Origin of the sequence: Jiella endophytica, from assembly GCF_004519335.1 — a bacterium.
In the GTDB taxonomy this organism is placed as follows: domain Bacteria; phylum Pseudomonadota; class Alphaproteobacteria; order Rhizobiales; family Rhizobiaceae; genus Jiella; species Jiella endophytica.
This window is the reverse complement of the sequence record NZ_SOZD01000002.1, coordinates 907,778-931,584: the sequence shown is the minus strand read 5'-3', so window position 1 is coordinate 931,584 and position 23,807 is coordinate 907,778. Positions and strand designations below refer to the sequence as shown.

19 protein-coding genes are annotated in these 23,807 nt (G+C 67.2%); 11 read left to right on the top strand and 8 right to left on the bottom strand.

Features of this window, described 5'->3' with window-relative positions; genetic code table 11:
- Positions 1-3 precede the first annotated feature (3 nt).
- Both E3C22_RS09340 and E3C22_RS09335 read left to right on the top strand, forming a co-directional pair.
- Positions 4-1,011 carry a type II secretion system F family protein gene (locus E3C22_RS09340; protein WP_134761707.1) on the top strand — a complete coding sequence of 336 codons (1,008 nt, stop codon included), beginning with the start codon at positions 4-6 and terminating at the stop codon, positions 1,009-1,011.
- A 60-nt stretch (positions 1,012-1,071) separates the two neighbouring features.
- Positions 1,072-2,058, top strand: a complete 987-nt coding sequence (locus E3C22_RS09335; RefSeq protein ID WP_134761706.1) for a type II secretion system F family protein — start codon at positions 1,072-1,074, stop codon at positions 2,056-2,058.
- 101 nt (positions 2,059-2,159) lie between these two features.
- Here the strand turns inward: E3C22_RS09335 and E3C22_RS09330 are convergent, their stop codons facing one another.
- The 5 genes from E3C22_RS09330 to E3C22_RS09310 all read right to left on the bottom strand — a co-directional run bounded on the left by E3C22_RS09330 (position 2,160) and on the right by E3C22_RS09310 (position 9,588).
- On the bottom strand, positions 2,160-3,764 hold the full coding sequence (locus E3C22_RS09330) for an ABC transporter substrate-binding protein (protein ID WP_134761705.1): 1,605 nt from the start codon (positions 3,762-3,764) through the stop codon (positions 2,160-2,162).
- 29 nt (positions 3,765-3,793) lie between these two features.
- A complete protein-coding gene (locus E3C22_RS09325; protein WP_134761704.1) occupies positions 3,794-6,301 on the bottom strand; it encodes a sensor histidine kinase in 2,508 nt (835 codons plus the stop codon).
- 331 nt (positions 6,302-6,632) lie between these two features.
- Complete coding sequence (locus tag E3C22_RS09320; protein WP_134761878.1) at positions 6,633-7,349, bottom strand: response regulator; 717 nt, start codon at positions 7,347-7,349, stop codon at positions 6,633-6,635.
- Positions 7,350-7,354: 5 nt separating this feature from the next.
- Entirely contained in the window at positions 7,355-9,082 is a 1,728-nt protein-coding gene (locus tag E3C22_RS09315; protein WP_134761703.1) for a sensor histidine kinase, read from the bottom strand.
- Between the two features lie 221 nt (positions 9,083-9,303).
- The gene (locus E3C22_RS09310) at positions 9,304-9,588 is read right to left on the bottom strand and encodes a hypothetical protein (RefSeq protein WP_134761702.1); all 285 of its coding nucleotides are present in this window, start codon (positions 9,586-9,588) and stop codon (positions 9,304-9,306) included.
- 265 nt (positions 9,589-9,853) lie between these two features.
- On the opposite strand from E3C22_RS09310, the gene E3C22_RS09305 reads away from it, so the two are divergent.
- A complete protein-coding gene (locus E3C22_RS09305; RefSeq protein ID WP_134761701.1) occupies positions 9,854-10,663 on the top strand; it encodes a polysaccharide deacetylase family protein in 810 nt (269 codons plus the stop codon).
- A gap of 14 nt (positions 10,664-10,677) precedes the next feature.
- On the top strand, positions 10,678-11,556 hold the full coding sequence (locus E3C22_RS09300; RefSeq protein ID WP_134761700.1) for a GNAT family N-acetyltransferase: 879 nt from the start codon (positions 10,678-10,680) through the stop codon (positions 11,554-11,556).
- A gap of 19 nt (positions 11,557-11,575) precedes the next feature.
- Here E3C22_RS09300 and E3C22_RS09295 read toward each other — a convergent pair whose 3' ends face one another.
- Positions 11,576-12,913 (bottom strand): adenylate/guanylate cyclase domain-containing protein, encoded by a 1,338-nt coding sequence (locus E3C22_RS09295; RefSeq protein ID WP_134761699.1) that lies wholly within the window; start codon positions 12,911-12,913, stop codon positions 11,576-11,578.
- A 355-nt stretch (positions 12,914-13,268) separates the two neighbouring features.
- Between E3C22_RS09295 and E3C22_RS09290 the strand changes: the two genes are divergently transcribed.
- From E3C22_RS09290 to E3C22_RS09280, 3 genes are read left to right on the top strand one after another with little or no spacing between them, the layout of a single operon-like run.
- On the top strand, positions 13,269-14,525 hold the full coding sequence (locus E3C22_RS09290; RefSeq protein WP_134761698.1) for a glycosyltransferase family protein: 1,257 nt from the start codon (positions 13,269-13,271) through the stop codon (positions 14,523-14,525).
- Positions 14,522-15,697 (top strand): glycosyltransferase family 4 protein, encoded by a 1,176-nt coding sequence (locus tag E3C22_RS09285; RefSeq protein WP_134761697.1) that lies wholly within the window; start codon positions 14,522-14,524, stop codon positions 15,695-15,697. The genes E3C22_RS09290 and E3C22_RS09285 overlap by 4 nt, the downstream gene beginning before the upstream one ends.
- Positions 15,697-16,830, top strand: a complete 1,134-nt coding sequence (locus E3C22_RS09280) for a glycosyltransferase family protein (RefSeq protein WP_134761696.1) — start codon at positions 15,697-15,699, stop codon at positions 16,828-16,830. Before E3C22_RS09285 ends, E3C22_RS09280 begins: the two co-directional genes overlap by 1 nt.
- A gap of 23 nt (positions 16,831-16,853) precedes the next feature.
- Here E3C22_RS09280 and E3C22_RS09275 read toward each other — a convergent pair whose 3' ends face one another.
- Entirely contained in the window at positions 16,854-17,117 is a 264-nt protein-coding gene (locus E3C22_RS09275; RefSeq protein ID WP_134761695.1) for a BrnA antitoxin family protein, read from the bottom strand.
- Complete coding sequence (locus E3C22_RS09270; protein WP_245514863.1) at positions 17,068-17,370, bottom strand: BrnT family toxin; 303 nt, start codon at positions 17,368-17,370, stop codon at positions 17,068-17,070. The genes E3C22_RS09275 and E3C22_RS09270 overlap by 50 nt, the downstream gene beginning before the upstream one ends.
- A gap of 168 nt (positions 17,371-17,538) precedes the next feature.
- Here E3C22_RS09270 and E3C22_RS09265 point away from each other — a divergent pair, with 168 nt between their 5' ends.
- From E3C22_RS09265 to E3C22_RS09250, 4 genes are all read left to right on the top strand, one after another.
- On the top strand, positions 17,539-19,515 hold the full coding sequence (locus E3C22_RS09265) for an ABC transporter ATP-binding protein (protein ID WP_134761694.1): 1,977 nt from the start codon (positions 17,539-17,541) through the stop codon (positions 19,513-19,515).
- On the top strand, positions 19,512-22,214 hold the full coding sequence (locus E3C22_RS09260; RefSeq protein WP_134761693.1) for an ABC transporter ATP-binding protein: 2,703 nt from the start codon (positions 19,512-19,514) through the stop codon (positions 22,212-22,214). Before E3C22_RS09265 ends, E3C22_RS09260 begins: the two co-directional genes overlap by 4 nt.
- Positions 22,215-22,494: 280 nt before the next feature.
- Positions 22,495-22,965 (top strand): cyclic nucleotide-binding domain-containing protein, encoded by a 471-nt coding sequence (locus tag E3C22_RS09255; protein WP_134761692.1) that lies wholly within the window; start codon positions 22,495-22,497, stop codon positions 22,963-22,965.
- Positions 22,962-23,789 carry an MBL fold metallo-hydrolase gene (locus tag E3C22_RS09250; protein WP_134761691.1) on the top strand — a complete coding sequence of 276 codons (828 nt, stop codon included), beginning with the start codon at positions 22,962-22,964 and terminating at the stop codon, positions 23,787-23,789. The genes E3C22_RS09255 and E3C22_RS09250 overlap by 4 nt, the downstream gene beginning before the upstream one ends.
- The last annotated feature ends 18 nt before the right edge of the window (positions 23,790-23,807 follow it).

Here is a 23,807-nt window from a genome sequence, read left to right as displayed (position 1 = left end):
GCCATGCAGACCGGCGCACTCCTCCTCTTCGTTCTGCTCTCGACCGTCGCGGCGGGCGGGCTCGCATTCGCCATCCTGCAGCCGACGCTCGCCCGCGAGAAGAAGGTCGTGCAGCGCCGCAGCTTCGTCAGCCGCAACGAATCCGACCGGATGGCCAACAAGGCGCATCGCGACCGGCTGCAGGAGCAGGTCAAGCGCCGCAAGACCATCCAGAACTCGCTCAAGGATCTCGAGGCGCGCCAGAAGGAGCGGGACAAGCACGTCTCGAAGGTGCCACTGAAGCGCCGGCTGGAACAGGCCGGATGGTCGATGGGCGTGCGCCAGTACTGGCTGATGAGCGCCGGCCTCGGCATCTTCGCGCTGCTCCTCTGCCTGTTGTTCGGAGCGCCGCTGCTGATCACCTTCGGCGTTGCGCTGATCGCCGGCCTCGGCCTGCCGCGATTCTTCCTCGGCCGCGCCCGCAAGAAGCGCTTCAACGCCTTCACCCAGGAGTTTCCGACCGCCATCGATCTCATCGTGCGCGGCGTCAAGTCCGGCCTGCCGCTCAACGACACCTTGAAGATGATCGCCAGCGAGACCTCCGAGCCGGTGCGTTCGGAGTTCCGCCGCATCGTCGAGAGCCAGCAGATGGGCATGTCGATCTCCGAGGCGGTGGAGCGGCTCTATCGCAACATCCCGACCTCCGAGGCGAACTTCTTCGCCATCGTCATCGGCATCCAGGCCCAGGCCGGCGGCAATCTGTCGGAAGCGCTCGGCAACCTTTCGAGGGTCCTGCGCGAGCGCAAGAAGATGCGCGACAAGATCCAGGCGGTGTCGATGGAAGCGAAGGCCTCGGCCGGGATCATCGGCTGTCTGCCGGTGGTCGTCTTCATCCTCGTGACCCTGACCAACCCGGAATATATCAGCCTGCTCTACACCAATATCTACGGCAAGATCCTCATGGGGATCAGTGGCTTCTGGATGCTGATGGGCGTGTTGATGATGAAGAAGATGATCAACTTCGACTTCTGACCGAGGCCGGCCGAACCGCAGCCGCCAAGACCCGCACGCCGCTCGAAAGTCCCACGCGCCATGGAAGAGATCTTTCAAACCTTCGGCCTGTCGAGCCAGATCGTCCTCAGCGCGATCGTCGCGCTCGGCGTCTTCACGACCCTCGTCGCCGTGGCGCTGCCGGCTCTCAGCGGCAACAAGCTGAAGACGCGGATGAAGGCCGTGGCGCTCGAGCGCGACCAGATCCGAGCCCGCGAAAGGGCCCGGCTCGCCTCCGAGAAGGAACGCTCGCGAGGCCTGCGCCAGACCGATACGCGCGGCATTGCCGGTCTTGTCGTCGAGCAGCTCAACCTGCGCAAGGCTCTCGTCGACGACAAGACCGTCGCGACCCTGCGCTCGGCGGGCTATCGCGGCCAGCGGCCGCTGACGATGTTCCTGTTCGCCCGGGTAACGGTACCGCTGTTCTTCTTCGCGGTGGCGGCCTTCTACATCTTCGGCCTCGGCTTCTTCGCCAGCTGGCCGATCCCAGTTAGGATTTTGATCTTCCTGATCGCCGGCTATATCGGCTTCTACATTCCGGTGATCCTGGTCAACAACACCGCCGCCAAGCGCAAGCAGTCGATCATGCGGGCCTGGCCGGACGCGCTGGACCTGCTTCTGATCTGCGTCGAATCCGGCAATTCCATCGAGGCGGCCTTCCGACGGGTGGCCGAGGAGATCGGCATCCAGTCGATCCCGCTTGCGGAAGAGCTGATCCTTCTGACCGCCGAGCTCTCCTTCCTGCCGGACCGCAAGCAGGCTTACGAGAATCTCGTGTCACGCACCGGCATCGACGGGGTCAAGGCGGTCTGTACGGCGCTGATCCAGGCCGAACGCTACGGCACGCCGCTTGGTCAGGCGCTGCGCGTGATGGCGCAGGAGAACCGCGACATCCGGATGAACGCGGCGGAAAAAAAGGCCGCCGCCCTGCCACCGAAGCTGACCGTACCGATGATCGTGTTCTTTCTGCCGGTGCTGTTTGCCGTCATTCTCGGCCCGGCGATCATCCGGGTCGCCGGCCTCGACTGATCCCGCCGGCCAGAGCATCGGCCCACGAGCGGGATCGGTCTGCGGAAGGCAAAAGGGCATGAAATCAGAGAGACAGCGCGTCCCATCGGACGCACGACGCGCTATTCGGCCAGATCAACGTTCGAGAAGTCGTGAAAGCCGAGCGGGCTCATGACGAAATTCTCGACATTGTTCCGCGTCGCGACGAGGAAGCGGGCGCTGGCGATCGGCACCCACGGCGCCTGGTCGTGGAAGATCGCCTGCGCCTCTGCATAGAGCGAGGCGCGCGTTTCCTTGTCGGTGACGCGCCTTGCTTGGTCGAGCAGCGCGTCGAAATCGCCGTCGCACCAGCGGGCGACATTCGCGCCGCCGTCCTCCGCGGCGACGCAGCCGAGCAGGGTCTCCATGAAATTGTCCGGGTCGCCGTTGTCGCCGATCCAGCCCGCAAGGGCGAGAGTCGTCTCGCCGCCCATCAGCTTGCGCCAGTAGACCTCCCAGGGAGCCGACTTGCGCAGGACCTTGATCCCGAGCACTTCGAGATCGGCGGCGATCATCCGCGCCATCCGGTTGGCGTCCGGATTGTAGGAGCGGTTTTCCGGCGGATACCACAGATCGACCGTCAGGCCGCCGGTGACGCCGGCCTCCAGAAGCAGCCGGCGGGCTTCCTTCGGATCATAGGGATAGGGTTTGATCGACGCGTCGTTGGCCCACGATGCCGCGGGCAGAGGGGTGGCTGCGGGGGTGCCGGTGCCGGGATAGATCGCCGAGAGGATCGCCTCGCGGTCGATCGCCATGGTCAGCGCGCGGCGCACGCGCACGTCGTCGAACGGCTTCTTTGTCGTGTCGATCGCCAGATAGCCGATGCTGAGGCCGGGGATCGTCAGGAGCCTCAGCGACGGGTCGGCGCGGATCGCTCCGATCTCGGAAGGCTCGGGCGAGGCCGCCACATGGCACTCGCCGGCGATCAGCTTCTGCAGCCGCGCCGAGGCGGTGGGCGTGATCGAGAAGACCAGCGTGTCGATGGCGGGACGGCCGCGCCAGTGCTCCTCGAAGGCCTGATAGCGGACGGCGACGTTCTGTCGGAAATCGACGAGGCGGAAGGGGCCGGTGCCGATCGGCCGTGCGTCGAAGCGCTCGGGCGTGCCCTGCTGCATCATCCGGTGGCCGTATTCGGCCGAGAGGATCGCATTCAGCGGGATGGCGAGTTCGGAGAGAAACGCCGCGTCGGGCCGTGCCAGGCGAAGCGTCACGGTGTGATCGTCGACGCGGGTGACCTTCTCCAGAATGCCTTTGAGGCCCGAATTGCGGAAGGCCTCGTACTCGCCGTCCTTGCCGCTTCCGTCGGCGCCGGTCTCGCCCGGGGTTCCGCCGAAGGTGAAGATCACGTCGTCGGCGTTCATCGGCCGGGTCGGCGCGAAGTCCTCACTCGACTGGAAGGCGACGCCCTGGCGCAGATGGAAGGTGTAGTCGCGCCCGTCCGCAGAGATCGACCAGTTCTCGGCGAGCGAGGGCACGATGTCCGTCGAACCCGGGGCGAAGGCGACGAGGGTGTCGAAGACCGGTCGGATCGCATCCATCGCGATGCTCGAGGCGGCGCGGGGCGGCGACAGGCTCTCGGGGCTGTCCTGCGAGCAGAACACCAGCGTCTTCGCGGCTTCGGCCGCGGCTGGCGAGCCAAACGCCGCAATGGCGAAGGCCAGAGTGAGTAATCGCAGAACGGCAGACACGATACGGCGGTATCCTTGTATTAGGCGGTTCAATCGTTGAGGGCCGGCTCGCGCCGGGCTCCGGCGGTGCGATCCTGCGAGGCGGCCGGTGCGTTCTCGCGGACCCGCGGAATATCGATGACGAAGCGGGTGCCGCCGGTCTCCGGGCTGACCGCCTCGATGCTGCCGCCGAGCGTCGCGGTGACGAGGTTGTGGACGATGTGAAGGCCGAGGCCGGTCGATCCCGACGAGCGGCCGGTGGTGAAGAACGGATCGAAGATCCGGGCACGGTTTTCCGGCAGGATGCCGCGGCCGTCGTCGGAGAAGGTGATCCGCACCCGGTCGGCTTCGCTGCGGCGGACGGTGATCTCGATGTGCCCGGTCTGGGTTTTCCCGAAGGCGTGGGCATGGGCGTTGGTCAAGAGGTTGGTCAAAACCTGCGAGAGCGCGCCCGGATAGGAGAACATGGCGATCTCCTTTTCGCAGTCGATCGCCAGCTCGTGGCCGGCGCGGCGGCGCATCGGGCCGAGGCTGCGGAAGAGATCGTCGAGGAACTCGTCCATCTTGAAGGCGCGCCGCTCGCCGCTCGCCTGGTCCGCCGCCACCTGCTTGAAACTGACGACGAGGTCGGCGGCGCGGCCGAGATTGGTGTCGACGAGTTCGGTGCCCTCGGCGGTGCGCTCGATGAAGTCGTCGAAGGCCTGGCGGGTGACCTTGCCCTCGCTGGTCGCCTTGCGGAACGCCTCGGTCTCCTCGCGCATCACCGTCGCGGTGGTCAGCGCCACGCCGAGCGGGGTGTTGATCTCGTGGGCGATGCCGGCGACGAGCTGGCCGAGCGAGGCAAGCTTCTCACTCTGGATCAGCTCGTTCTGTGTCCGCTTCAGCGCGGCGAGGGTGCGCTCGGTCTCGTCCTTGGCAAGCCGCAGCGCCGCCTCGCGCTTGCTGAGCTCGTCGAGGAAATGGTTGGTGGCGCGCGACATCCGGCCGATCTCGTCGCCGCGATCGGCTTCCGGCAGGGTGCCGAGGGCGGGATCGACGGCCCGCGCCAGCATGCCCTGCTCGAGGCGCTTCAGCGGCCGCGTGATCGACCGCGCGACGCCGAGACCGAAGACCATCGCGACGAGCAAGGCGAGGGCGGCGCTGACAATCAGGATCCGCCGCGCCGTCGCGCCGGTCTCGTCGGCATTCTGCGACAGGGTGGTGTTGAGGTTGGAGACCTCGAAGACGATGCCGCTCGAAGCGATCAGCATGCGCCGCAGGATGGCGTTCTGGGCAGCCAGGCCGTCGCGCGCGCCGCTGAGTTCCCGGCGCCAGGAATCCAGTGCGTCGAGCATTTCGGACTGGACCAGCGGCGAGATCGGCAGCGAGGCGATCGCCTCGCGCAGGTCGGTGTTCTTCTCGATCATCGAGGCGATGGCGCCGCTGTCGCGCAGGCGCATCGCCTCGCGGGTCCGCTCGCTGAGCCGGATCGTCTCCACCGCGACATCCTGGGCCTTTTCCTCCGTCGCCTGGGAGGTCACCGCATCGTCGAGAAGACCGGAGAAGGCTTCCTCGGCGGCGCGCACGGCGCTGCCGTCGATCTTCAGGCAGCGGCCGAGAAAGGCGAGCAGGCCTTCCGGCGAGCCGCCGTCGCGAAAACCGGCGAGTTCGACCTCGAAGCCCGCGAGCTTCTCGCCCCGGCCGGCAGCCCGAAAGGCGGCGCGCAGCTGGTCGGCGGCATTGGCGAGCCTGGCCGCTGCGAGCTGATCCTCCTCCTCGGGCGGCACGGCCTCTCCGGCCGGCTTGTCCTGCGCTAGGGGAACATTGCCGGCCGCACCCGATACGGTTGCGGGCCGTGCCACCAGCCATCCTGCCTTCAGGCGGCGAAGCGTCACGTCGATCACCGCACCGCGCAGGCCGATCGCCGCCGACGAGAGGTCGAGTGCCACGCGCATCGCCGCGTCGCGCTGGCGAAGCTGCGAGACGACGCCGGCATTCGCCGCCTGCTGGCGGCCGCGCGCTTCCTGCGCGAGGGTGATCAGCCGGTCGAGCCGGGTGTCCATCGCCTCGGCCCGCTGGTCGTTCTCCCCGATGGCGATCTCGAGTTCGCCCATCGCCCGGCGAAAGCGCTCCAGCGAGGCGATCGTGGTGATCACCGCCTCGTTGACGTCCGCGTCGGTCGTCTCGGCGCCGATCTCGGAAAGGCCGGTGGTCGCCGCGACGATATTCGCCATGAAGGCGCCGAGATGAGTGCTGCGCCCGGCGGAATCGGCGGCGATATAGTCGTCGCGGGCGCTCATCGCCAGAACGACATTGCGGAACACCGTGGAGACGGTGAGGGCATCGCGGCGGGCCTGGTCGGCGCGGTCGAGCAGCAGCACCGAGGCGGCGCTGAGCAGCATGGCAAGGACGATCGGCATCGCGCCGACGAAGAACACTCTGCGCGTGATCGAGAGCCGGAAGATGCCGCCACCCTTTCGCGATGACGCGATGTCGAACTGTGCCGGCGTTGGCGCGGCGGGGATGCTCAGGTCGTGATGCACCACCACCGTCCCGGCACGCACGCCACTGTCGCGCACGGCGCCAGCCGCCGTCCCGCGTGAAAACGATCCGTCTTCATCCTATCGATTAAGCCGTGCCCGTAAAGCTGATTGCTGCGAACGACCGGAACCATCCGGGCCGCCATGCAGCGCTTCCGGCGTCTTATGTCATCTGTGTTTCGCGCTTATTTCGTTTCCCTGGCCGATTGCGGCGAGAGGCGGACGCAATCGTGGCAATTCACGGCATGCACGATCCGCCTCGACGAAGCGAACGCTCGCCGGATCAAGGTCTTCGCAAGGGGCCTTTACCAGGCATCGCCCAAGCCGGGGATGAGGCCGGCTTTGCCACTGGGCCCGCGTCGGACAGCCGTCAATCCGGCGAAAACATGTAGCCGGCGCCGCGCACCGTGCGGATCACCGTCGGCCTCGCCGGATCCGGCTCGATCTTCTTGCGGATGCGGGTGATCCGAACGTCGACGGCACGGTCGAAGGGCTCGGTGTCGCGGGCGCTGGCAAGATCGAGCAGCCGCTCGCGCGAGAGCACCCGCCGGGGGTTTTCGGCGAAGGCCTTGAGCAGCGTGAACTCGCTGTGGACCAGCGCCTGTTCGTCGCCGTCCTCGCCGCGCAGCGACTGGGCGTCGAGGTCCAGCCACTTGGTGCCGAAGCGGATCTCGCGCCGCGGCTGGCCCGGCTCTTCGGCCCTTGCCGCCGTCTGCGAGGAGCCGGCGCGGCGCATCACCGAGCGGATGCGGGCGAGCAGCTCGCGCAGCTCGCAGGGCTTGGCGAGATAGTCGTCGGCGCCGAGCTCCAGCCCGACCACCCGGTCGACGAGGCTTGCCGTACCGGTCAGCATGATCACCGGCACGTCGGCCTCGGCCTTCAAGCTGCGCACGATCGACAGCCCGTCCTCGCCGGGCATGTTGAGGTCGAGAACGATGAGGTCCGGCCGCTCCACCGCCATCTGGTCGCGCATGGCGGCACCACCTTCCAGGAGCCGGACGCCATAGCCGTGCATCAGCAGGTAATCGCCGATCAGCTCCCGCGTCTCGGCCTCGTCGTCGACGACGAAAATCCGTGGTTCGCACATGGCGGTCATCGTGTCTCCAGAAGCGGTAGCAGGATCGAGAAAGCGGCGCCTCCCAGTGGCCCCTTCTCCTCGACGACGATTTCACCTTGATGCAGCTCGACGATCTTCGACACGATCGAGAGGCCGAGCCCCGTCGAACTCTCTCCCGCCGTCGGCTGGGCCGACAGCCGCTGGAACCGGCCGAACAGCCGCACCGAATCCTGCTTGTTGAGGCCGGGCCCGGAGTCTGCGACGGTCACCTTGGCATGAGAGCCCGACCGGGCGGCTTCCACCCGGATCTCGCCGCCCACCGGGGCGTATTTCATGGCGTTGCTGACGAGATTGTCAATCGCTTCGGCGAGCCGGTCGGGATCGCCGGCGACCGTCAGCGGCGCGTCGGCTTGAATGGCAAGGCTCTGCTGCTTCTTCTCGGCAAGCGCGCGGGTGAGTTCGGCCGTCGTCGCGGTGATTTCGGCGAGGTCGACCCGGCGCGGCTCGACGGTGATGTCGAGGGCGTCGGCAAGCGCGTCCGCGATCGACATGTCGACGATCCGGGTCATCCGCTCGGCAGAATTGCGGATGTGTCCGACCTGCTTGGCGAAGCGCTCGCGCAGGGTCTCGTCGAGAGTCTCGGTAAGGCTGGTCAGCATCTCGCTGCGCCCGAGAATGACCGCGATCGGGTTCTTCAGGTCGTGGGCGATGGTGCCGAGGATCTCGTTCTTGAAGGCGTTGACGCGCTTCAACAGCGCGCCCTGCGCCATCAGCCGCTCATTGGCGTTGGCGAGCTCCTGGGTCCGGCGGGCGACCCGGGCTTCGAGTTCCTCGTTGGCGATGCGCAGCTCGTCGTAGAGCCGGGCATTGTCGAAGGCGATGGCGAGCTTGGCGGAGAACACCGAGACCAGCGAGGCCTGGGTGTCGCTGATTTCGTTGGGGGTCGCGAGAGCCACGAGGATCTCGGCGCCGCTGCCGGTCTTGACGAACAGGCAGACGAGACCGTCGTGCCGGATCGGCCGCCCGGCCTCCACCGTCGCAGCGGCGGCAAACAGCGCGCCGCGGTCGATGCCGGAAGCCTCGGACGCCTCGAACTTGCCGAGGCCGGCCAGCACCAGCGGATCCGACCCGCCGGTCTCGCGCATGATCAGGATACCGTCGGTCTCGATCTCGAGCAGCGCGCTGATCTGGATGAGCACTCCGTGGGCGAGGGTCTTCAGCGAGCGATCGTCGAACAGCGAGGCGGAGGCGCTGACGATCATTTCCAGCCCGACGCGGGTGTCATCGAGGCGCTTCAGCTGGTCGTAGCCGCGCAGCGCCGCCGTCAGCGTGGTGAACAGCTTGTCGGCCGTCAGCTCGGTCTTGGCCTTGTAGTCGTTGATGTCGTAGTCGACGACCACCTGGCGCTCCGGCGCCTGACCCGGCTGGCCGGTGCGCAAAATGATCCGCACCAGCTCGTTCTTCAGATCCTCGCGGATCGCCTTGGCGAGCTTCAGCCCGGCGTCGTCGCTCTCCATCACCACGTCGAGCAGCACGACGGCGGTGTCGGGGTTCTGCTTCAGGAGCTCGAAGCCTTCCCGCGCCGAGCGCGCGCCGATCACTTCGAGGCCGTAGCCGTGCAGCGCGAAATGCCGGAGCGCGAAGCTCGTCCCTTCATGGACGGCCTCGTCGTCGTCGATCACCGCGAGCTTCCAGCCGGTGCGGTGCGCCTGCGGCTCGGCCACCTCGTCCGGCTCGGCAAATTCCAGAAAATCACCCGTCATGGCTTTGTCGCCCGCCGTCTTGTCCGTTCATGATTCCGGTGGTTTCGTTTGCTGGCAAAGCTTCGTCATGGTTATCTTAACCGACCGTAACGTCAGGAGCCAGCAATCCCGTCGCGCCATCGCCGGAAAGGGGCGCTCGGCGCGGCGTTTCGCTTCGAACGCAGCCGTGCAGGATGTGCGGTCTCGGCCGGATCCTCATCCGGCGGCCGCGACGCTCCGGCTCAGAGATACGTCCGGCGCGGGCGTGGCGGGGCGAACTCGCTCGCCCGGATCGCCTGCAGCCGCTCGTGTCCGGCAGACAGCATGCGGGTGCCCGCGAAGCCCGCGGCCGAGCCGATGCCGAGATCGGCGAGTATGCCGGCGTCGACGTCGTCGACGGCCTGCATGGCGCAAGGGGTGCTGAGCCAGGAGCGCAGGAAGGAAAGGCCGGCGCGGCGCGGCGCGGCGATGGGCGCCGAGGGCAGGGCGCTCGAATGCGCCGAGAGGGGTTCGCAAAGCGACTTCATGACGGTATCCAGACGTTGGGACAGCCGGCAAGGACCTTCTGATCGAAGAGGACTAGCAGTTGCCGGTTTCATTTATCTTTCGAAATGCAGCGTTCAGGTTTCACTTCGATTTCGTTTTGCGAAGTTGGCGCTGCATTCGAAAGTGCCGGGACAATGGAAAGCCCAAAGCTGTCCCAGCGGAACCAGGCGGCGAATCATCAACGAGGGAGACGACGGCCGGACCATTCGAACGATCTCGTTGAAGGAGCCGCCCGTCAGCAGTGCCATGCAGTCATTCGACCAGCTCGACGACGAACTCGACCAGTGGGCGGCCGCCGGCCGCAGCGTTTCTGTGTGGTGGCGCGACGACGACGCGGCCGCGGCGACCCCGCAGCTGACCCGGCTCGTCGGCGCGGCGCGGCGACACCGCCTGCCGCTCGCCATCGCCGCGGTGCCGGCGACGATGCAGCCGGATCTCGTGGCGGCGCTGTCGGCCCCCGGCATCTCGGTGCTGCAGCACGGCTATGCCCACAAGAACCATGCCGCCGCCGGCAAGCGCGCCGTCGAATGCGGCGGCGAACGGCCGACGCAGGAGGTTCTCGCCGAGCTCGGCGAGGGCATGCGCATCCTGATGCGCGAATTCGGCGCGAGCTTCCTGCCGATTCTGGTGCCGCCCTGGAACCGGATCGATCCGGCCGTCGCGGCCGCGCTGCCCCAGCAGGGCTATTTCGGCCTGTCGAGCTTCGGCCCGCGGTATTATCAGGGGCAGGGCGGCGGGGGCTCGACCGAGGACGCAGCGCTGGTGCTGCCGCCGCGTTTCGCTGCGATCAATGCCCATCTCGACCTGTTGAGCTGGAAGGGCGGCGCGACCTTCGCCGGCGCCGAGAAGCTGATCGCCCTGTTCGCCGAGCGTCTCGCCGACCGCCGGCTCGGGCGCACCGACCCGGACGAGCCCTTCGGCATCCTCACCCACCATCTCGATCATGACGAGGCGACGTGGTCGTTTCTGGAGCGGCTGCTCGGCCGGGTCGGTTCGCACCCGGCGATCCGCTTCCAGCCAATCACCACGCTTCTCACCGAAAGCCCGGTGCGCTGAGGATGGCGGCGCGGGTGCGCCCAGCCGGGGACGACGACGTCGAAGCGGTCGCGGCGCTTCTGCATGACAGGATGAACGGCCGGATCCCGGCCGAGACCTGGCGGCTCTTGCTCGACTATCCCTGGCGCCCGCCAGAGGCCGAGCGCGGCTGGCTGGTCGAGGACGACGGCCAGATCGTCGGCTTCATGGGGACGGTCTATTCCGACCGACCAACGGCGACCGGCACGCGGCGCTTCTGCGACCTGTCCTCCTGGTATCTGGTGTCCGGCTATCGCGGCACCGGGGTCGGCGACGAACTCCTGCGCTCAGGAATGGAGAAGCCCGGCGTCACCTATCAGACGATGACCGCGCGGCGGGCGACGGGGCGCAAGATCCGGGCGCTCGGTTTCTCGATCCTCGACGAGACCCGCAGCCTGTTCCGGCCGGGCGACGCCGCGCAGATCGGCAATGGCGGACTGAGGCTGATCCGAGACCCGGCGGAGATCCGCGAGCGGCTTTCGCCGGACGAACGCCGGATGCTCGACGACCACCACGGCTTCGACATCCACCACGCCGTCATCGAGGACGGCGACGGCTCGGCCGGCGAGGCAGGGCGCGGGACGTGGCTCGTCTGGCAGCGCAAGCTGAAGGGTGACGCCGTCGCCTATCACGAGGTCCTCCACGCCTGCGACTACGATTTCCTCTCGGCCCATGCCGGGTCGATCGCCGGGCTCGTCAGCGTCGGCGAGAAAGCGGTTCTCGCGGTCGACACGCGGATGATGAACGGCGCCGACGACCAGGGCGAGGTGGAGAAGATCCCGCTGCCGCGCTGGTATCGCTCCGACGACGTTCAGCCGCGCGATATCGGCCACCTTTATTCGGAAGTGCTGCTGCTCGACCAGAAACTCCCCTGAAGCAACGGGTGGCTGCGTCTCACACCGGGGCCAGCGCCACCAGCCCGAGCGGCTCGGCGACGCCGGCGACGCGCCTTTCCGGCAGGTGGGTGGCCCGGCCTTCCGGGCGAAATCCCTGCAGGATGGCGGCTTCGAGCGTCGCCGCGGTGGTCAGCCCCGCGGTCTTCTCGACCTTGTTGTGCTTTTCGAGCTTCGCCGCGAGATTCACCGCCTCACCGATCACCGTATATTCGAGCCGTGCGGCATCGCCGAGGGCGGCAAAGATGACCGGCCCGGCCGTCGCCGCGCCATTGACCGACAGGCGAAAGCCGGTTTCGGCGGCGAGATCCTCGGTCCATCCTGTCGTTGCGGCAGAGATCTCGGCCAGCGCGTTGAGGGCGTCGGCGGCGGGCGTGTCGCTTTCGCGGGCCGCGCCGAAGGTCGCGAGCATGCCGTCGCCGAGATATTTGTCGACGATGCCGTTGTGCCGCTCGATGATCGGCACGACGATCGCATGCATCGCGACAAGGGCGGCGACCACCGTCTTCGGATCCTGCCGGGCGGCAAAGCCCGAGAAGCCGCGGATGTCGAGGATCAGGATCGCCGCCTCCCGCTCGACCCCCTCGCCGGCGACGATGGCACTGTCGGAGGCGGTGATCGCCGCTTCGACAGGGGCCGGCAGGAAGCGGCGGATCTCGGCGCGCTCCACCTGCTCGCGGGCGGTCCTCAAAACCAGCTTCTGCGCCCTGGCGATGGCGATGGCGAGGATCGCCGAGACGGCAACGATGACGACGATCTTGTCGACTTCGGCGCCGATCAGGATCGGTGAGCCCTGGATGTAGTCGACGAAGCTGCGGGTGATGACGCCCGGACCCTCCACGGCGATCGCATAGAGCACCAGCCCGATCCAGCCGAGGGCCGCGACGAGGCCGGTCAGAAGCACCCAGATCGGATCGAAGCGCAGCGCCCGCAGCGCGATGAAGACGAAGATGTAGAGCATGGTCGGCGCCTTCAGGGAGAAGGCCTGCGGCTGCTGGTACTGCAGATGGAACGACCAGATCAGCGCGTAGAGCAGCGCGACGTCGGCAATCAGCGAGGCGAAGAGAAAGGTCTTCGGCAACGCCATGCGGTAGGAGAGGCCGAGCCTGAGGATGGTCAGCCCGGCATAGGCGGCAAGGCCGATCGGCACGAGGCTGCGCGATATCGAATCGATCGGCTTCGGCGCGACGAAGTAGAGCGCCAGCAGAAATGCAGCGAGTGCGAGCTGGACCCAGCCGGTCAACCTCTCGCTGTCTGCATCGAATCGGATGATGTCGGCCGAGATCCGCGCCGGCAGGCTGTCGTCGGAGGGGCGCATCACCAGAAGTGTCTTCAGCATTCAATGCCTCTCTCAACCGTTCGCGATGCCGCCGTGCCCGGCATCGAGCAGTTCGACCAAATCGCCCGCCGCGCAATGGTTCTGCGGCGTCAACTCTGTGTGACGGCGGCCCGCCGGGCGGCCGTTGCCTGGCGCGATCGCCGCCCGGTTCGGCCGAGTCGGCCCGCCGCGAAGGCAAATGCTTGATCGAAAGGTTGCGAGGCAATAGGTAGGAGAACCGGATGGTGCCGGACGGACGCGTAGTCGACGAGAAGTCGAAAAGTCCGCCGGCCACGATCGCTTCGGCAGGCAGGGGCGGCGAAGGACGGCCACTGGACCTGTTTCCGCATCAGTCAGGGCTGCGTCAGGAGTTGCCATGCAGTCTCGCTCTCCCCGCATCCTGATCTATAGCCACGACACCTTCGGGCTCGGCCATCTGCGCCGGTCGCGGGTGATCGCACAGGCGCTCGTCGCCCATCGTCCGGACGTCTCCATCCTGATCGTCGCCGGCTCGCCGATGGTCGGCTCGTTCAGCTTCCCGCCGCAGGTCGACTTCATCCGCGTGCCCGGCGTCGTCAAGCTCGGGGCGGACAGTTACGCGCCGTCCAATCCGGGCCTCTCGATCGAAGACCTCACCGAGATCCGCTCGGCGATCATCAAGAAGACGGCGGAGATCTTCGACCCGGACATCTTCCTGGTCGACAAGGAGCCGCTCGGCATGCGCGGCGAGGTGGCCGAGAGCCTCGACTTCCTCAAGACCACCGGCTGCCGCCTCGTCCTCGGCCTGCGCGACATCATGGACGAGCCCTCGCGGCTCGCCGACGAATGGAACCGCAAGGGCGCCTTCGACGCCGTCGAACAGCTCTATGACGATGTCTGGGTCTATGGCCTGCCGCAGGTCTGCGATCCGCTCGACGGCATCGGCATCTCGCAAGGGGTGCGCGACCGGGCGGTGTTCACCGGCTATCTGCCGCGAGCGGACGAGCCTTCCGGCGCGCTGCCCGACCAGATCAGGATCGGCGAGCGGCCCTTCGTGCTGGTCACCACCGGCGGCGGCGGCGACGGCGCCCGGCTCGTCGACTGGGTGCTCAGGGCCTATGAAAGCGACGAGAAGATCGGGGTGCGGGCGAAGATCGTCCTCGGCCCGTTCATGGAAACGGGGTTTGCCGCGGACTTCCAGACCCGCGCGGCGAAGCTCCCCAGCGTCGATCTCATCACCTTCGCCGCCTCGATCGAGCCGCTCTTCGAGCGCGCCGAAGGCGTCGTCGCCATGGGCGGCTACAACACCTTCTGCGAGATCCTCTCCTTCGACAAGCCGGCGGTGATCGTGCCGCGGCGGCATCCCCGCCTCGAGCAGTTCATCCGGGCTTCGCGGGCCGAGGAGCTCGGCCTTGCCCGCATGCTGCTCGACGACGAGGTCGAGAACGCCGCGATCATGGCCGGGGCGATCCGGGCGCTGCCGGGCCAGAGCCGGCCGCAGGCGGCGGCCATTCCAAAGCTCCTCGGCGGCGTCGAGACGATCCGCCGCCTCGTCGACGCGATCGTCGCCGAGGGACGGCCGGAGGGGGTGCACTCCCGGCCGCGGCGCGGCGCACAGCCGCCGCTTCAGGTTGCCGGCGCCGGCCGCTCATGAGGATTGCCTTCTACGCGCCGATGAAGGCGCCGGACGACCCGACGCCCTCGGGCGACCGCCTCGTCGCCCGCAACTTCGTCGCGGCCCTTCGCATGGCCGGTCACGAGGTCGAAGTCGCCTCGCGCTTTCGCAGCTACGATCGCGGCGACCCTCGGCGTCAGGCGCGGCTCGCCGCCCTCGGCAAAGGTTGCGCCGGGCGTCTCCTGCGCCGCATCGATCAGGGCGCCGCGCGGCCGGACCTCTGGTTCACCTATCATCTCTATCACAAGGCGCCGGACCATCTCGGGCCGGCCATCGCCTCGGCTCTCGGCATTCCCTATATCGTCGCCGAGGCGTCCGTCGCCGGCAAGCAGCGGGGCGGGCCCTACGATGCCGGCCTCGATGCCAGCCTTGCGGCGCTCGCCCGAGCCGATCTGGTCGTGAAGCTGAACCCGAACGATGCCGCCGGCGTGTTGCCGCATCTGAGACCGGGCGTGCCGATGGCGGCGCTGGCGCCCTTCATCGATGCAACGCCGTTTCTTGCGGCGGCAAAGGATCGCCAGGCGAGTCACGCGCGCCTCGCCGAGAGATACGGCCTTAGTCCGGCGCGGCCGTGGCTGGTGGCGGCGGCGATGATGCGCGCCGACCAGAAGCTTCTGTCATACCGGCTTCTCGCCGAGGCCCTCTCGCTGCTCGATGACGAAGGCTTCGAACTGCTGGTGGCTGGGAGTGGGCCGGCCGAAGCCAAAGTGCGGCGGAGCTTCTCGGTGAGAGGCGTCCGGGCGACGTTTCTCGGCGAGGTCGCGGCCGAAGACATGCCGGCGCTTCTTGCCGCCTGCGACCTCTCCGTCTGGCCGGCGGTGAAGGAAGCCTTCGGCATGGCACTGATCGAGGCGCAGGCGGCCGGTCTGCCGGTCGTCGCGGGAACGAGCCCCGGTGTCGCCGCCGTCGTCGACGAGGGGAGGACCGGTCTGTTGCCGGCTTCGGGCGATGCGGCCGCCTTTGCGGCTGCGGTCCGCAGCCTCCTCGATCCCGTCCGCCGCGCGGCATTTTCGGCGGCGGCGCGGCAGCACGCGGCGGACCGGCACGACATCGCCGCCGCCGCGGCGAGCCTCGATCGCGAGATCGGCCGCGCGGTCGCCCGGTTTCGCGCCCGCGACGACACTCCTCATTCCATCAAAAGGGCCGTCTGATGCGGGTTCTCTTTCATGTCCAGCATCTCCTCGGGGTCGGGCATCTGCGCCGCGGCGAGCTGATCACCCGGGCGATGACGGCGCGGGGCATCGAGGTGACCGTCGCGCTCGGCGGCCATCCGGTGCCGCAGATGCCGTTCAGCGAGGCGACGGTGGTCGAGCTGCCACCGGTTTCCATCGAGGGCGCCGACTTCAAGGTGCTCTATGATGACGGCGGAAAGCCGATCACCCCGGAGTGGAAGGACGCGCGGACGAAGGCACTGCTCGATGTCTATGAATCGGTCCGGCCCGACGTCGTCCTGATGGAGATGTTTCCCTTCGGCCGCTGGCGGTTCCAGTTCGAGCTGGTCCCGCTGATCGAGCGGGCGAGCCGAGACGGCGTGAAATGCGTCACCTCGGTGCGCGACATCCTGGTCAAGACCAAGCATCCCGAACGGGCGCAATATGCCGCCGAGCTGGCGCGCCGACACCTTGCAGCCGTGCTCGTCCATTCGGACCCGACGCTCTTCACCTTCGGCGAGACCTATCCCCATGCCGACGAGATCGCCGACCTCGTCACCTATACGGGCTACGTCACCGAGGCGGCGGAGCGCGGCGCGATCGAGGCGAACGACCGGGTGATCGTCTCGGCCGGCGGTGGGGCCGCCGCAGGGCCGCTGCTCAGGACCGCACTCGGCGCGCGGGCTCTCTGCCCGCCGCATATCAGGGACAAGGTCTGGCACGTCCTTGCCGGGGCGCGGGCGAGCGAGGCCGACTTCGAGACGCTGACGGCCCATGCCGACGAGCGCACCATCATCGAGCGGTTCTCGCCGCGCTTCCAGGCGCTGCTCGATGGCGGCTATCTGTCGATCTCGCAGGCCGGCTACAACACGGTGATGAACCTGATGCGGGCGAAGATCCCGGCGGTCGTCGTGCCTTATGACGACGGCGAGGAGACCGAACAGGCCTTCCGCTCGGCGCGGATGGCGGAACTCGGCCTCATCGATGTCGTCGACGGGGCGGCGCTCTCGCCGGAAAATCTGGCCGCCGCGATTGCAAGGGCCGATGCCCGCCGCGACCGGCCGGCGCCGTCGATCGACCTCGAAGGCGCCGAGGCGACCGCCGCCGCCATCGAAAAGCTGGTCACCGGTTGAAATTCGGACGCTCGCCTGGGCTCTCAGGAGCGCCTTTGCGCCTCGACATAGGATCTGAGAACGGCACCCATTCGGGTCAGATGGCCAGGCCCTTGCGACTTGAAGAAGTCGTAGACCTCCTGGTCGATGCGCAGATGAATGGATTTTTTCGCGCGCGGCACGACGAGTTCGGCCGTTGCCCAGAAGTCTGGGCCGAGCTCAGGCCCTTCGGGAGCGTCGTCCTGCGTCCCGCCGTCCTTACTCAACAGTTCGTTCAGCGAGTATCTGACGATATTTTCTTTGGTCATGTCGTCCTGCCTTCCAGGCCGAGATCAACCGGACGGTGTCGCCGCGGAGAGTGTAGATCACGACGAGCACCCGCGTCTTGTCCGAGCCGATTGCCCGGAAACGGTCCTCGCCATAGTCCCGCCTGTCGTCCCTTCTCCGGACGAACGGCCCAGCGAATATCTTTGCCGCGTCCACGAACGCGACGCCATGCTTGGCGAAATTCGTCGAGGCTTTCACCTCGTCCCATTCGACGAGAATATGCGCCGGCTCCATTGAAGCTCATTTGTAGATATATAACGTGTACACACACACCGCCGCAATGCATTTGTCGACGATTCCTCTGGCGATCCGCGGTCTCTGTCGTGATAATGCAACTAACGTCTCCAACAAGGGAGGCGACGCGTTCCGCCGCCAGGCGGCGAAGGCAAGGGAAGTGGCTTGATGAGTGATGCAGCGATGCTTTCGCCACCGGCATCGCCATTGGTCCCCGTTCACGCAGACCGCGCGGCAACGGCGCTCCTCTCGGTCGAGGATCTGTCCGTCGAGTTCCGCTCCATGGCCGGCACCACCAAGGCGGTGGCGGGATTCTCGATGGCGATCGCGCCCGGCCGCACCGTCGCCCTCGTCGGCGAATCGGGCTCCGGCAAGTCGGTCACCTCCCAGGCGATCCTCGGCCTGTTGCCGAAGAACGGCGTCATCACCTCGGGACGCATCCTGTTTCGCGACGCCGAACTCGGCGAAGTCGACCTCGCGGCGATCCCGCGCGCGTCGCCGCAGTTCCGCTCGATCCGCGGGCGCTCCATCGCGCTGGTCTTCCAGGAGCCGATGACGGCGTTCTCGCCGCTCCACACTCTCGGCGACCAGATCGGCGAGATGGCGGCGATCCACCGCAATGCCTCGAAGGCAGAGATCGCCGAGCTGACCGCCGAGACGCTGAGGCTCGTGCGCTTTCCCGAACCGGCCCGGGCGATGCGCATGTATCCCTTCGAGCTGTCCGGCGGCCTTCGCCAGCGGGCGATGATCGCCATGGCGCTGATGTGCCGGCCGCCGCTGCTGATCGCCGACGAGCCGACCACCGCCCTCGACGTCACGCTGCAGGCGCAGATCCTCAAGCTTTTGAAGGATCTGCAGGCCGAGCTCGGCATGGCGCTCCTGCTGATCACCCACGACCTCGGCGTCGTTGCCAACCTCGCCGAGGAGGTGGTGGTGATGCATCATGGCCGGATCGTCGAATCCGGCCCGGTGGAGACGATCTTCTCGCGTCCGTCGCACCCCTATCTCGTCTCGCTGATGAAGGCCGTGCCGGACTTTTCCGACGCCGAGCAGCGCCGGCTGAAGCCGATCCGCGAGATCAAGATCGATGCCGACGTCCTGGTGAAGCCGAAGGCGAGCGGGCCGAAGGGCGAGCCGATCCTGGAAGCGCAAGGCCTGTCGAAGAGCTTTTCCCTCCGCGGCGACCGGCGGCTGGTCGGCCGGGCGCCGGCGCGGGTGATCCGGGCGCTCGCTGACGTGTCGCTGACGGTCAGGCGGGGCGAATGCCTCGGCCTCGTCGGCGAATCCGGCTCGGGCAAGACGACGCTCGCCAGGGCGCTGATGCGCGCGGTCCCGGTCGACGAGGGGTCGATCGTGCTAAATGGCGACGACGGCCCGGTCGATCTCGTCTCGGCCGACCGCGAGACGATGTTCACGGTCAGGAAGCGTATGCAATACGTCTTCCAGGATCCGTTCTCCTCGCTCGACCCGCGCATGACGGTGGGCGCGATCCTCGCCGAGCCGCTGGAAATCCACGGCGTCTGCGAGACCGGCGAGCGCCGCGAGAGGGTCGAGCGGCTGCTGGCCGCCGTCGGCCTCGAGCCGAGCTTTGCCTCGCGCTACCCCCACAGCTTTTCCGGCGGCCAGCGCCAGCGCATCGGGATTGCCCGCGCGCTGGCGCTCGAGCCCGAGATCCTCATCTGCGACGAGCCGGTGGCGGCGCTCGACGTCTCCGTCCAGGCGCAGATCCTCAATCTCCTGAAGGATCTGCAACGGCTGTCGGGGCTCACCTACGTCTTCATCACCCACAATCTCGCGGTGGTGAACCACATCGCCGACCGGATCGTCGTGATGTGCGACGGCGCGGTGGTCGAGCTGGCGCCGCGGGCCGAGCTGTTCCGCGAACCCTTGCATCCCTACACGAAAATGCTGATCGAGGCGGTGCCGCATGCCGATCTCGCCCGCCCGCTCGATTTCTCCAACCTTCCGGAGGTCGGGCTGATCGGCCGGCGAGACTGGGCGGCGCCCTTCACGATCGCCAGGGACATTCCGATGCCACAGCTTCTCGAGGCGCGCCCGGGCCATTTCGTCCGCGCCGCCAATCTCGATTTCCTCTCCGACGAGCGCCCACCCGTCAAGCCGTCGGGGACGGAGCTGCGGACATGAAGCCGGCAGACGAGCTCGACGAGAGCGTCTTCCGCTATGTCTGGCGCTACACCCGCAGCCAGCAGCTGTGGCTGTTCGGCGTCCTGGCCGTATCGCTGCCGCTCTATTATCTGACGCTCGACCTGCCGAAGCGCATCGTCAACGGCCCGATCCAGGGCAACTGGCAGCCGGGCCAGACCCAGACGCTGTTCGACTTCGCCATCCCGCTGCCGGGCTTTCTCGGCGGCGGCGAGATCCCGCTGTTTCCCGGCATGGATCTCGACCGTCTCGGGGTGCTCGTCGCCCTGTCGCTGAGCTTCCTGTTCTTCGTCATCGTCAACGGGCTCTTCAAGTTCTACATCTCGACCTACAAGGGCAAGCTCGGCGAGCGGCTTCTGCGGCGGTTGCGCTATCAGCTGGTCGACAGGGTGCTGCGCTTTCCCTCCGGCCGCTTCAAGCATGTGCGCGGCTCCGAGATCGCCTCGATGATCAAGGACGAGACCGAGCCGGTCGGCGGCTTCGGCGGCAGCGCCTTTGCCGATCCGGCTCTGCTGATGAGCCAGGCGCTGACGGCGCTGTTCTTCATCGTCCTGCAGAATTTCTGGCTGGGCCTCGTCGCCGGCTCGGTGGTGCTGGTGCAGATCGTCATGATCCCGCGCATGCGCCGCCGGCTAGTCGTCCTCGCCCGCAACCGCCAGCTGACGGCGCGTATCTTGTCCGGGCGCATCGGCGAGGTGGTCGAGGGCATCGCCTCGATCCGCACCAACGACACCTCGAACTACGAGCGCGCCGAGCTCGGCGACCGCCTCGGCAAGATCCTGAAGATCCGCTACGACTTCTACCAGTGGAAGTTCTTCGTGAACTTTCTCAACAACCTGCTCGCCCAGATGACACCGTTCATCTTCTATCTCGGCGGCGGCTATCTGGTGATCACCGGCCGGCTCGACATCGGCCAGCTCGTCGCGGTCATCGCCGCCTACAAGGACCTGCCGTCGCCGCTGAAGGAGCTGATCGCCTGGGACCAGTACCGGGTCGACGTCCAGTCGAAATACGCCCAGATCCGCGAGCAGTTCGTCATGTCGGACCTGATCTCGCCGGATCTGCAAAAGGTCAGCTTCGACGTGCCGCCAAGGCTCGAAGGCGAGATGACGGTGACCGGTCTCAAGGTGACCGACGATTCCGGCAACGAGCTGCTCTATCCGACGACGCTGAAGCTCGTGCCGGGCGAGACGGTGGCGGTCGTCGGGCCGCCGGGCGGCGGCGGCGAATATCTCGCCGATGCGCTGGTGCGGCTGCTGCAGCCGGCGGGCGGGCGGATCGCCTATGCCGGCATGTCGCTTGACACGATGCCAGACTCGATCCCCGGGCGGCGCCTCGGCTATTCCACCTCGGGCCTGTTCCTGCCGCAGATGAGCGTTCGCGACGCGCTGACCTACGGCCTCAAGCATGTGCCGTACCGCCATCTCGACCGCCACGACCGGGCCGAGGCGGAGCGGTTGGAGGAGGCACGGCTTTCCGGCAATCTCGACCTCGACATCCGCGACGACTGGATCGACTACCAGGCGGCCGGCGTGTCGGGCCCAGAGGCGCTGCCGGCCCGGATGGCCGAGGTCCTCGACCTCGTCGAGCTGAAGGGCGAGATCGCCAGATTCGGCCTGCGCGGCAAACTGCCGGAGACCCTCTCCGACGGCATTGCCGACCAGATCCTCAATGCGCGGGCGCGGTTCCGCCAGTTCCTGATCGAGGGCGGCGACGAGGACTATTTCGAGAGCTTCGACAAGAGCCGCTATTCCGACTACGCGACGGTCTTCGAGAACCTCGTCTTCGGCACCGCCGATCCCGACGCCGACGCCGAGGCGCCGCTTGCCGAACGCCCGTCGGTGCAGGCGGCGCTCGAGGCGACCGGCCTCGACGAGAAGCTGTTCCTGATGGGCCGCCAGATCGCCGAGACGGTGATCGAGATCTTCGGCGATCTGTCCGCCGACAACCCGCTGCTCGAGGACATCGACCTGATGTCGCCCGAGGACGTCGAGACCTATCGCGCGGCGCTGCGCCGGGTGGAGGGCGATGCAAAGCGCGAGGAGCGCGACAGGCGCGCCTTCCAGCGCCTCGCCTTCGGCTATGTCGAGCCGCGCCACCGCCTCGGCCTCCTCGACGACACGCTGCGCTCGGAGATCGTCAAGGCACGCGATCATTTCTCCGACGGTCTCGGTCCCGATCTCGCCGGTGCGGTGTCCCACCACGACGCGGCGGCGATCAACCGCGCCGCGAGCCTGCAGGACAACATCCTGTTCGGCCGTATCGTCACCCGCTATGCCGAGGCGCCGGGCCGCATCAACGCGGTTCTGTCGGAGACCCTGCACGAGACCGGCCTCTTCGACGTGGTCTTCGATCTCGGCCTGTCCTTCGACATCGGCAGCGGCGCCAAGCGCCTCTCGGCCGGCCAGCAGCAGAAGCTGACGCTGGCCCGCGCGCTCCTCAAGCGGCCGGACCTCCTGGTGTTCAACCGTCCGCTCTCGGCCCTCGACGGCGAGACCCAGCGGCGCATCACGCTCGCCGTCATCAAATCGCGTTCGAGCCTCGATACCCCCGGCCAGACGATCCTCTGGGTGCTGACCCATGCCGACCACGCTGATCTCTTCCAGCGGACGGTCGAGTTCCGGGAAGGCCGGATGCAGGGGCTCGAAAGCGCTGGGGCGGAACCGGTGGAGGTTATGTAAGGGTGTTTCTGGCACAATCCCCATATGACAAGGGATCGCATGGTGCGACGGCGTCCGGCATCCGCCGGGAAGGCTCCAGTGCTAGGCTATTGATGCGGTCGTCGCAGACGTGCCAAGTTCGGCCGGTGTCCTCCCCGCGGCGCGATCGCCAGTCGGGGCAGCAGAGGTTCGAAAGGATGCGTCCGGCATGAGGACGGAGCCGTATCCGAGATGAGTTTGTGCATGAAGCATTCGATCGGGACCGGCGTCCGGGAGAGTCCATGAGCAAGGATCGAAGACGATGCTTCTGAAATCGGAGATCGACCTCTTGCGGGCGGTTCCGCTGTTCGCCGGTATCGAGCCGGCGCGGCTGAAACTGATCGCCTACACGGCCGAAACCGTCACCTACCGGCCGGGCCAGGTGCTCTGCCGACAGGGCGAGACCGGCGACGCCGCCTATGTCCTGATGGAAGGCGAGGCCGACGTCTCCATCGCCGCGGAAGCCGGCGATTTCGTGGTCGCCTCGCTGAAGACCGGCGATGTCGTCGGCGAAATCTCCATCCTCTGCGACGTGCCGCGCACCGCGACGGTGACGGCGAAATCCCGGCTCTCGGCGCTGAGGGTCCGCAAGGAGGCCTTCCTGCAGCTGGTCCGGCAGTTTCCGGAGATCGCCACCGAGGTGATGCGGGGCCTCGCGGAAAGGCTCACCCACACCAACGAGGAACTGGTGCGGGCGCGCAATGTGGCGGCGGGACAGGGGCGCCCGAGATGAACCGATTTGCGCTGACCGTCTGGGGCGCGCGCGGCTCTATACCCGCGCCGGCGGCAGCCAATACCCGATTCGGCAGCGACACCAGCTGCATCGAACTCAACTGCGGCGAGAGGACCATTTTTCTCGACGCCGGAACCGGCCTCGTCGCCGCCGGGCGCAAGCTCTATGAAGAGAAGCGCGTGAACGGTTTCGACATCCTCCTCACCCATTGCCACTTCGACCACATCATGGGCCTGCCCTTCCTGATCCCGCTCTACAAGGATCACGTCGCGGCGCGGATCTATGCCGGTCATTTTCTCGACCGCACGACCTGCCGGGCGATGGTCGAGGGCTTCATGTGCCCCCCCTATTTCCCGGTCAAGCCGAAGCAGTTCGCCGCGAAGATCGACTATCTCGACTTCCGACCTCCCGACGTCATCGATCTCGGCGACGGTATCGTCGCCGGCACCTTCCGGCTGAACCATCCGAACGGTGCCGTCGGCTACCGGATCGACTATGACGGCCGTTCGGTCTGCTACATCACCGACACCGAGCACGAAGCCGGCCGGATCGACGAGGATCTCGTCCGCTTCATCGCCGGCGCCGACGTGATGGTCTACGACTGCACCTATACGGACGAGGAATTTCCCCGCTATCTCGGCTTCGGCCATTCGACCTGGCAGCATGGCGTGCGCCTCTGCAGGGCCGCCGACGTGCCGCAGCTCCTGATCTATCACCACGACGTGTCGCGGACCGACGAGTGGCTGGCCGAGCTGCAGGAGTCGGTGAGCGCCGAATTTGCCGGCGCCCGCATCGCCTCGACGGGACTGACGATCGAGCTCTGACGGCCTCTGGCGGCTTGC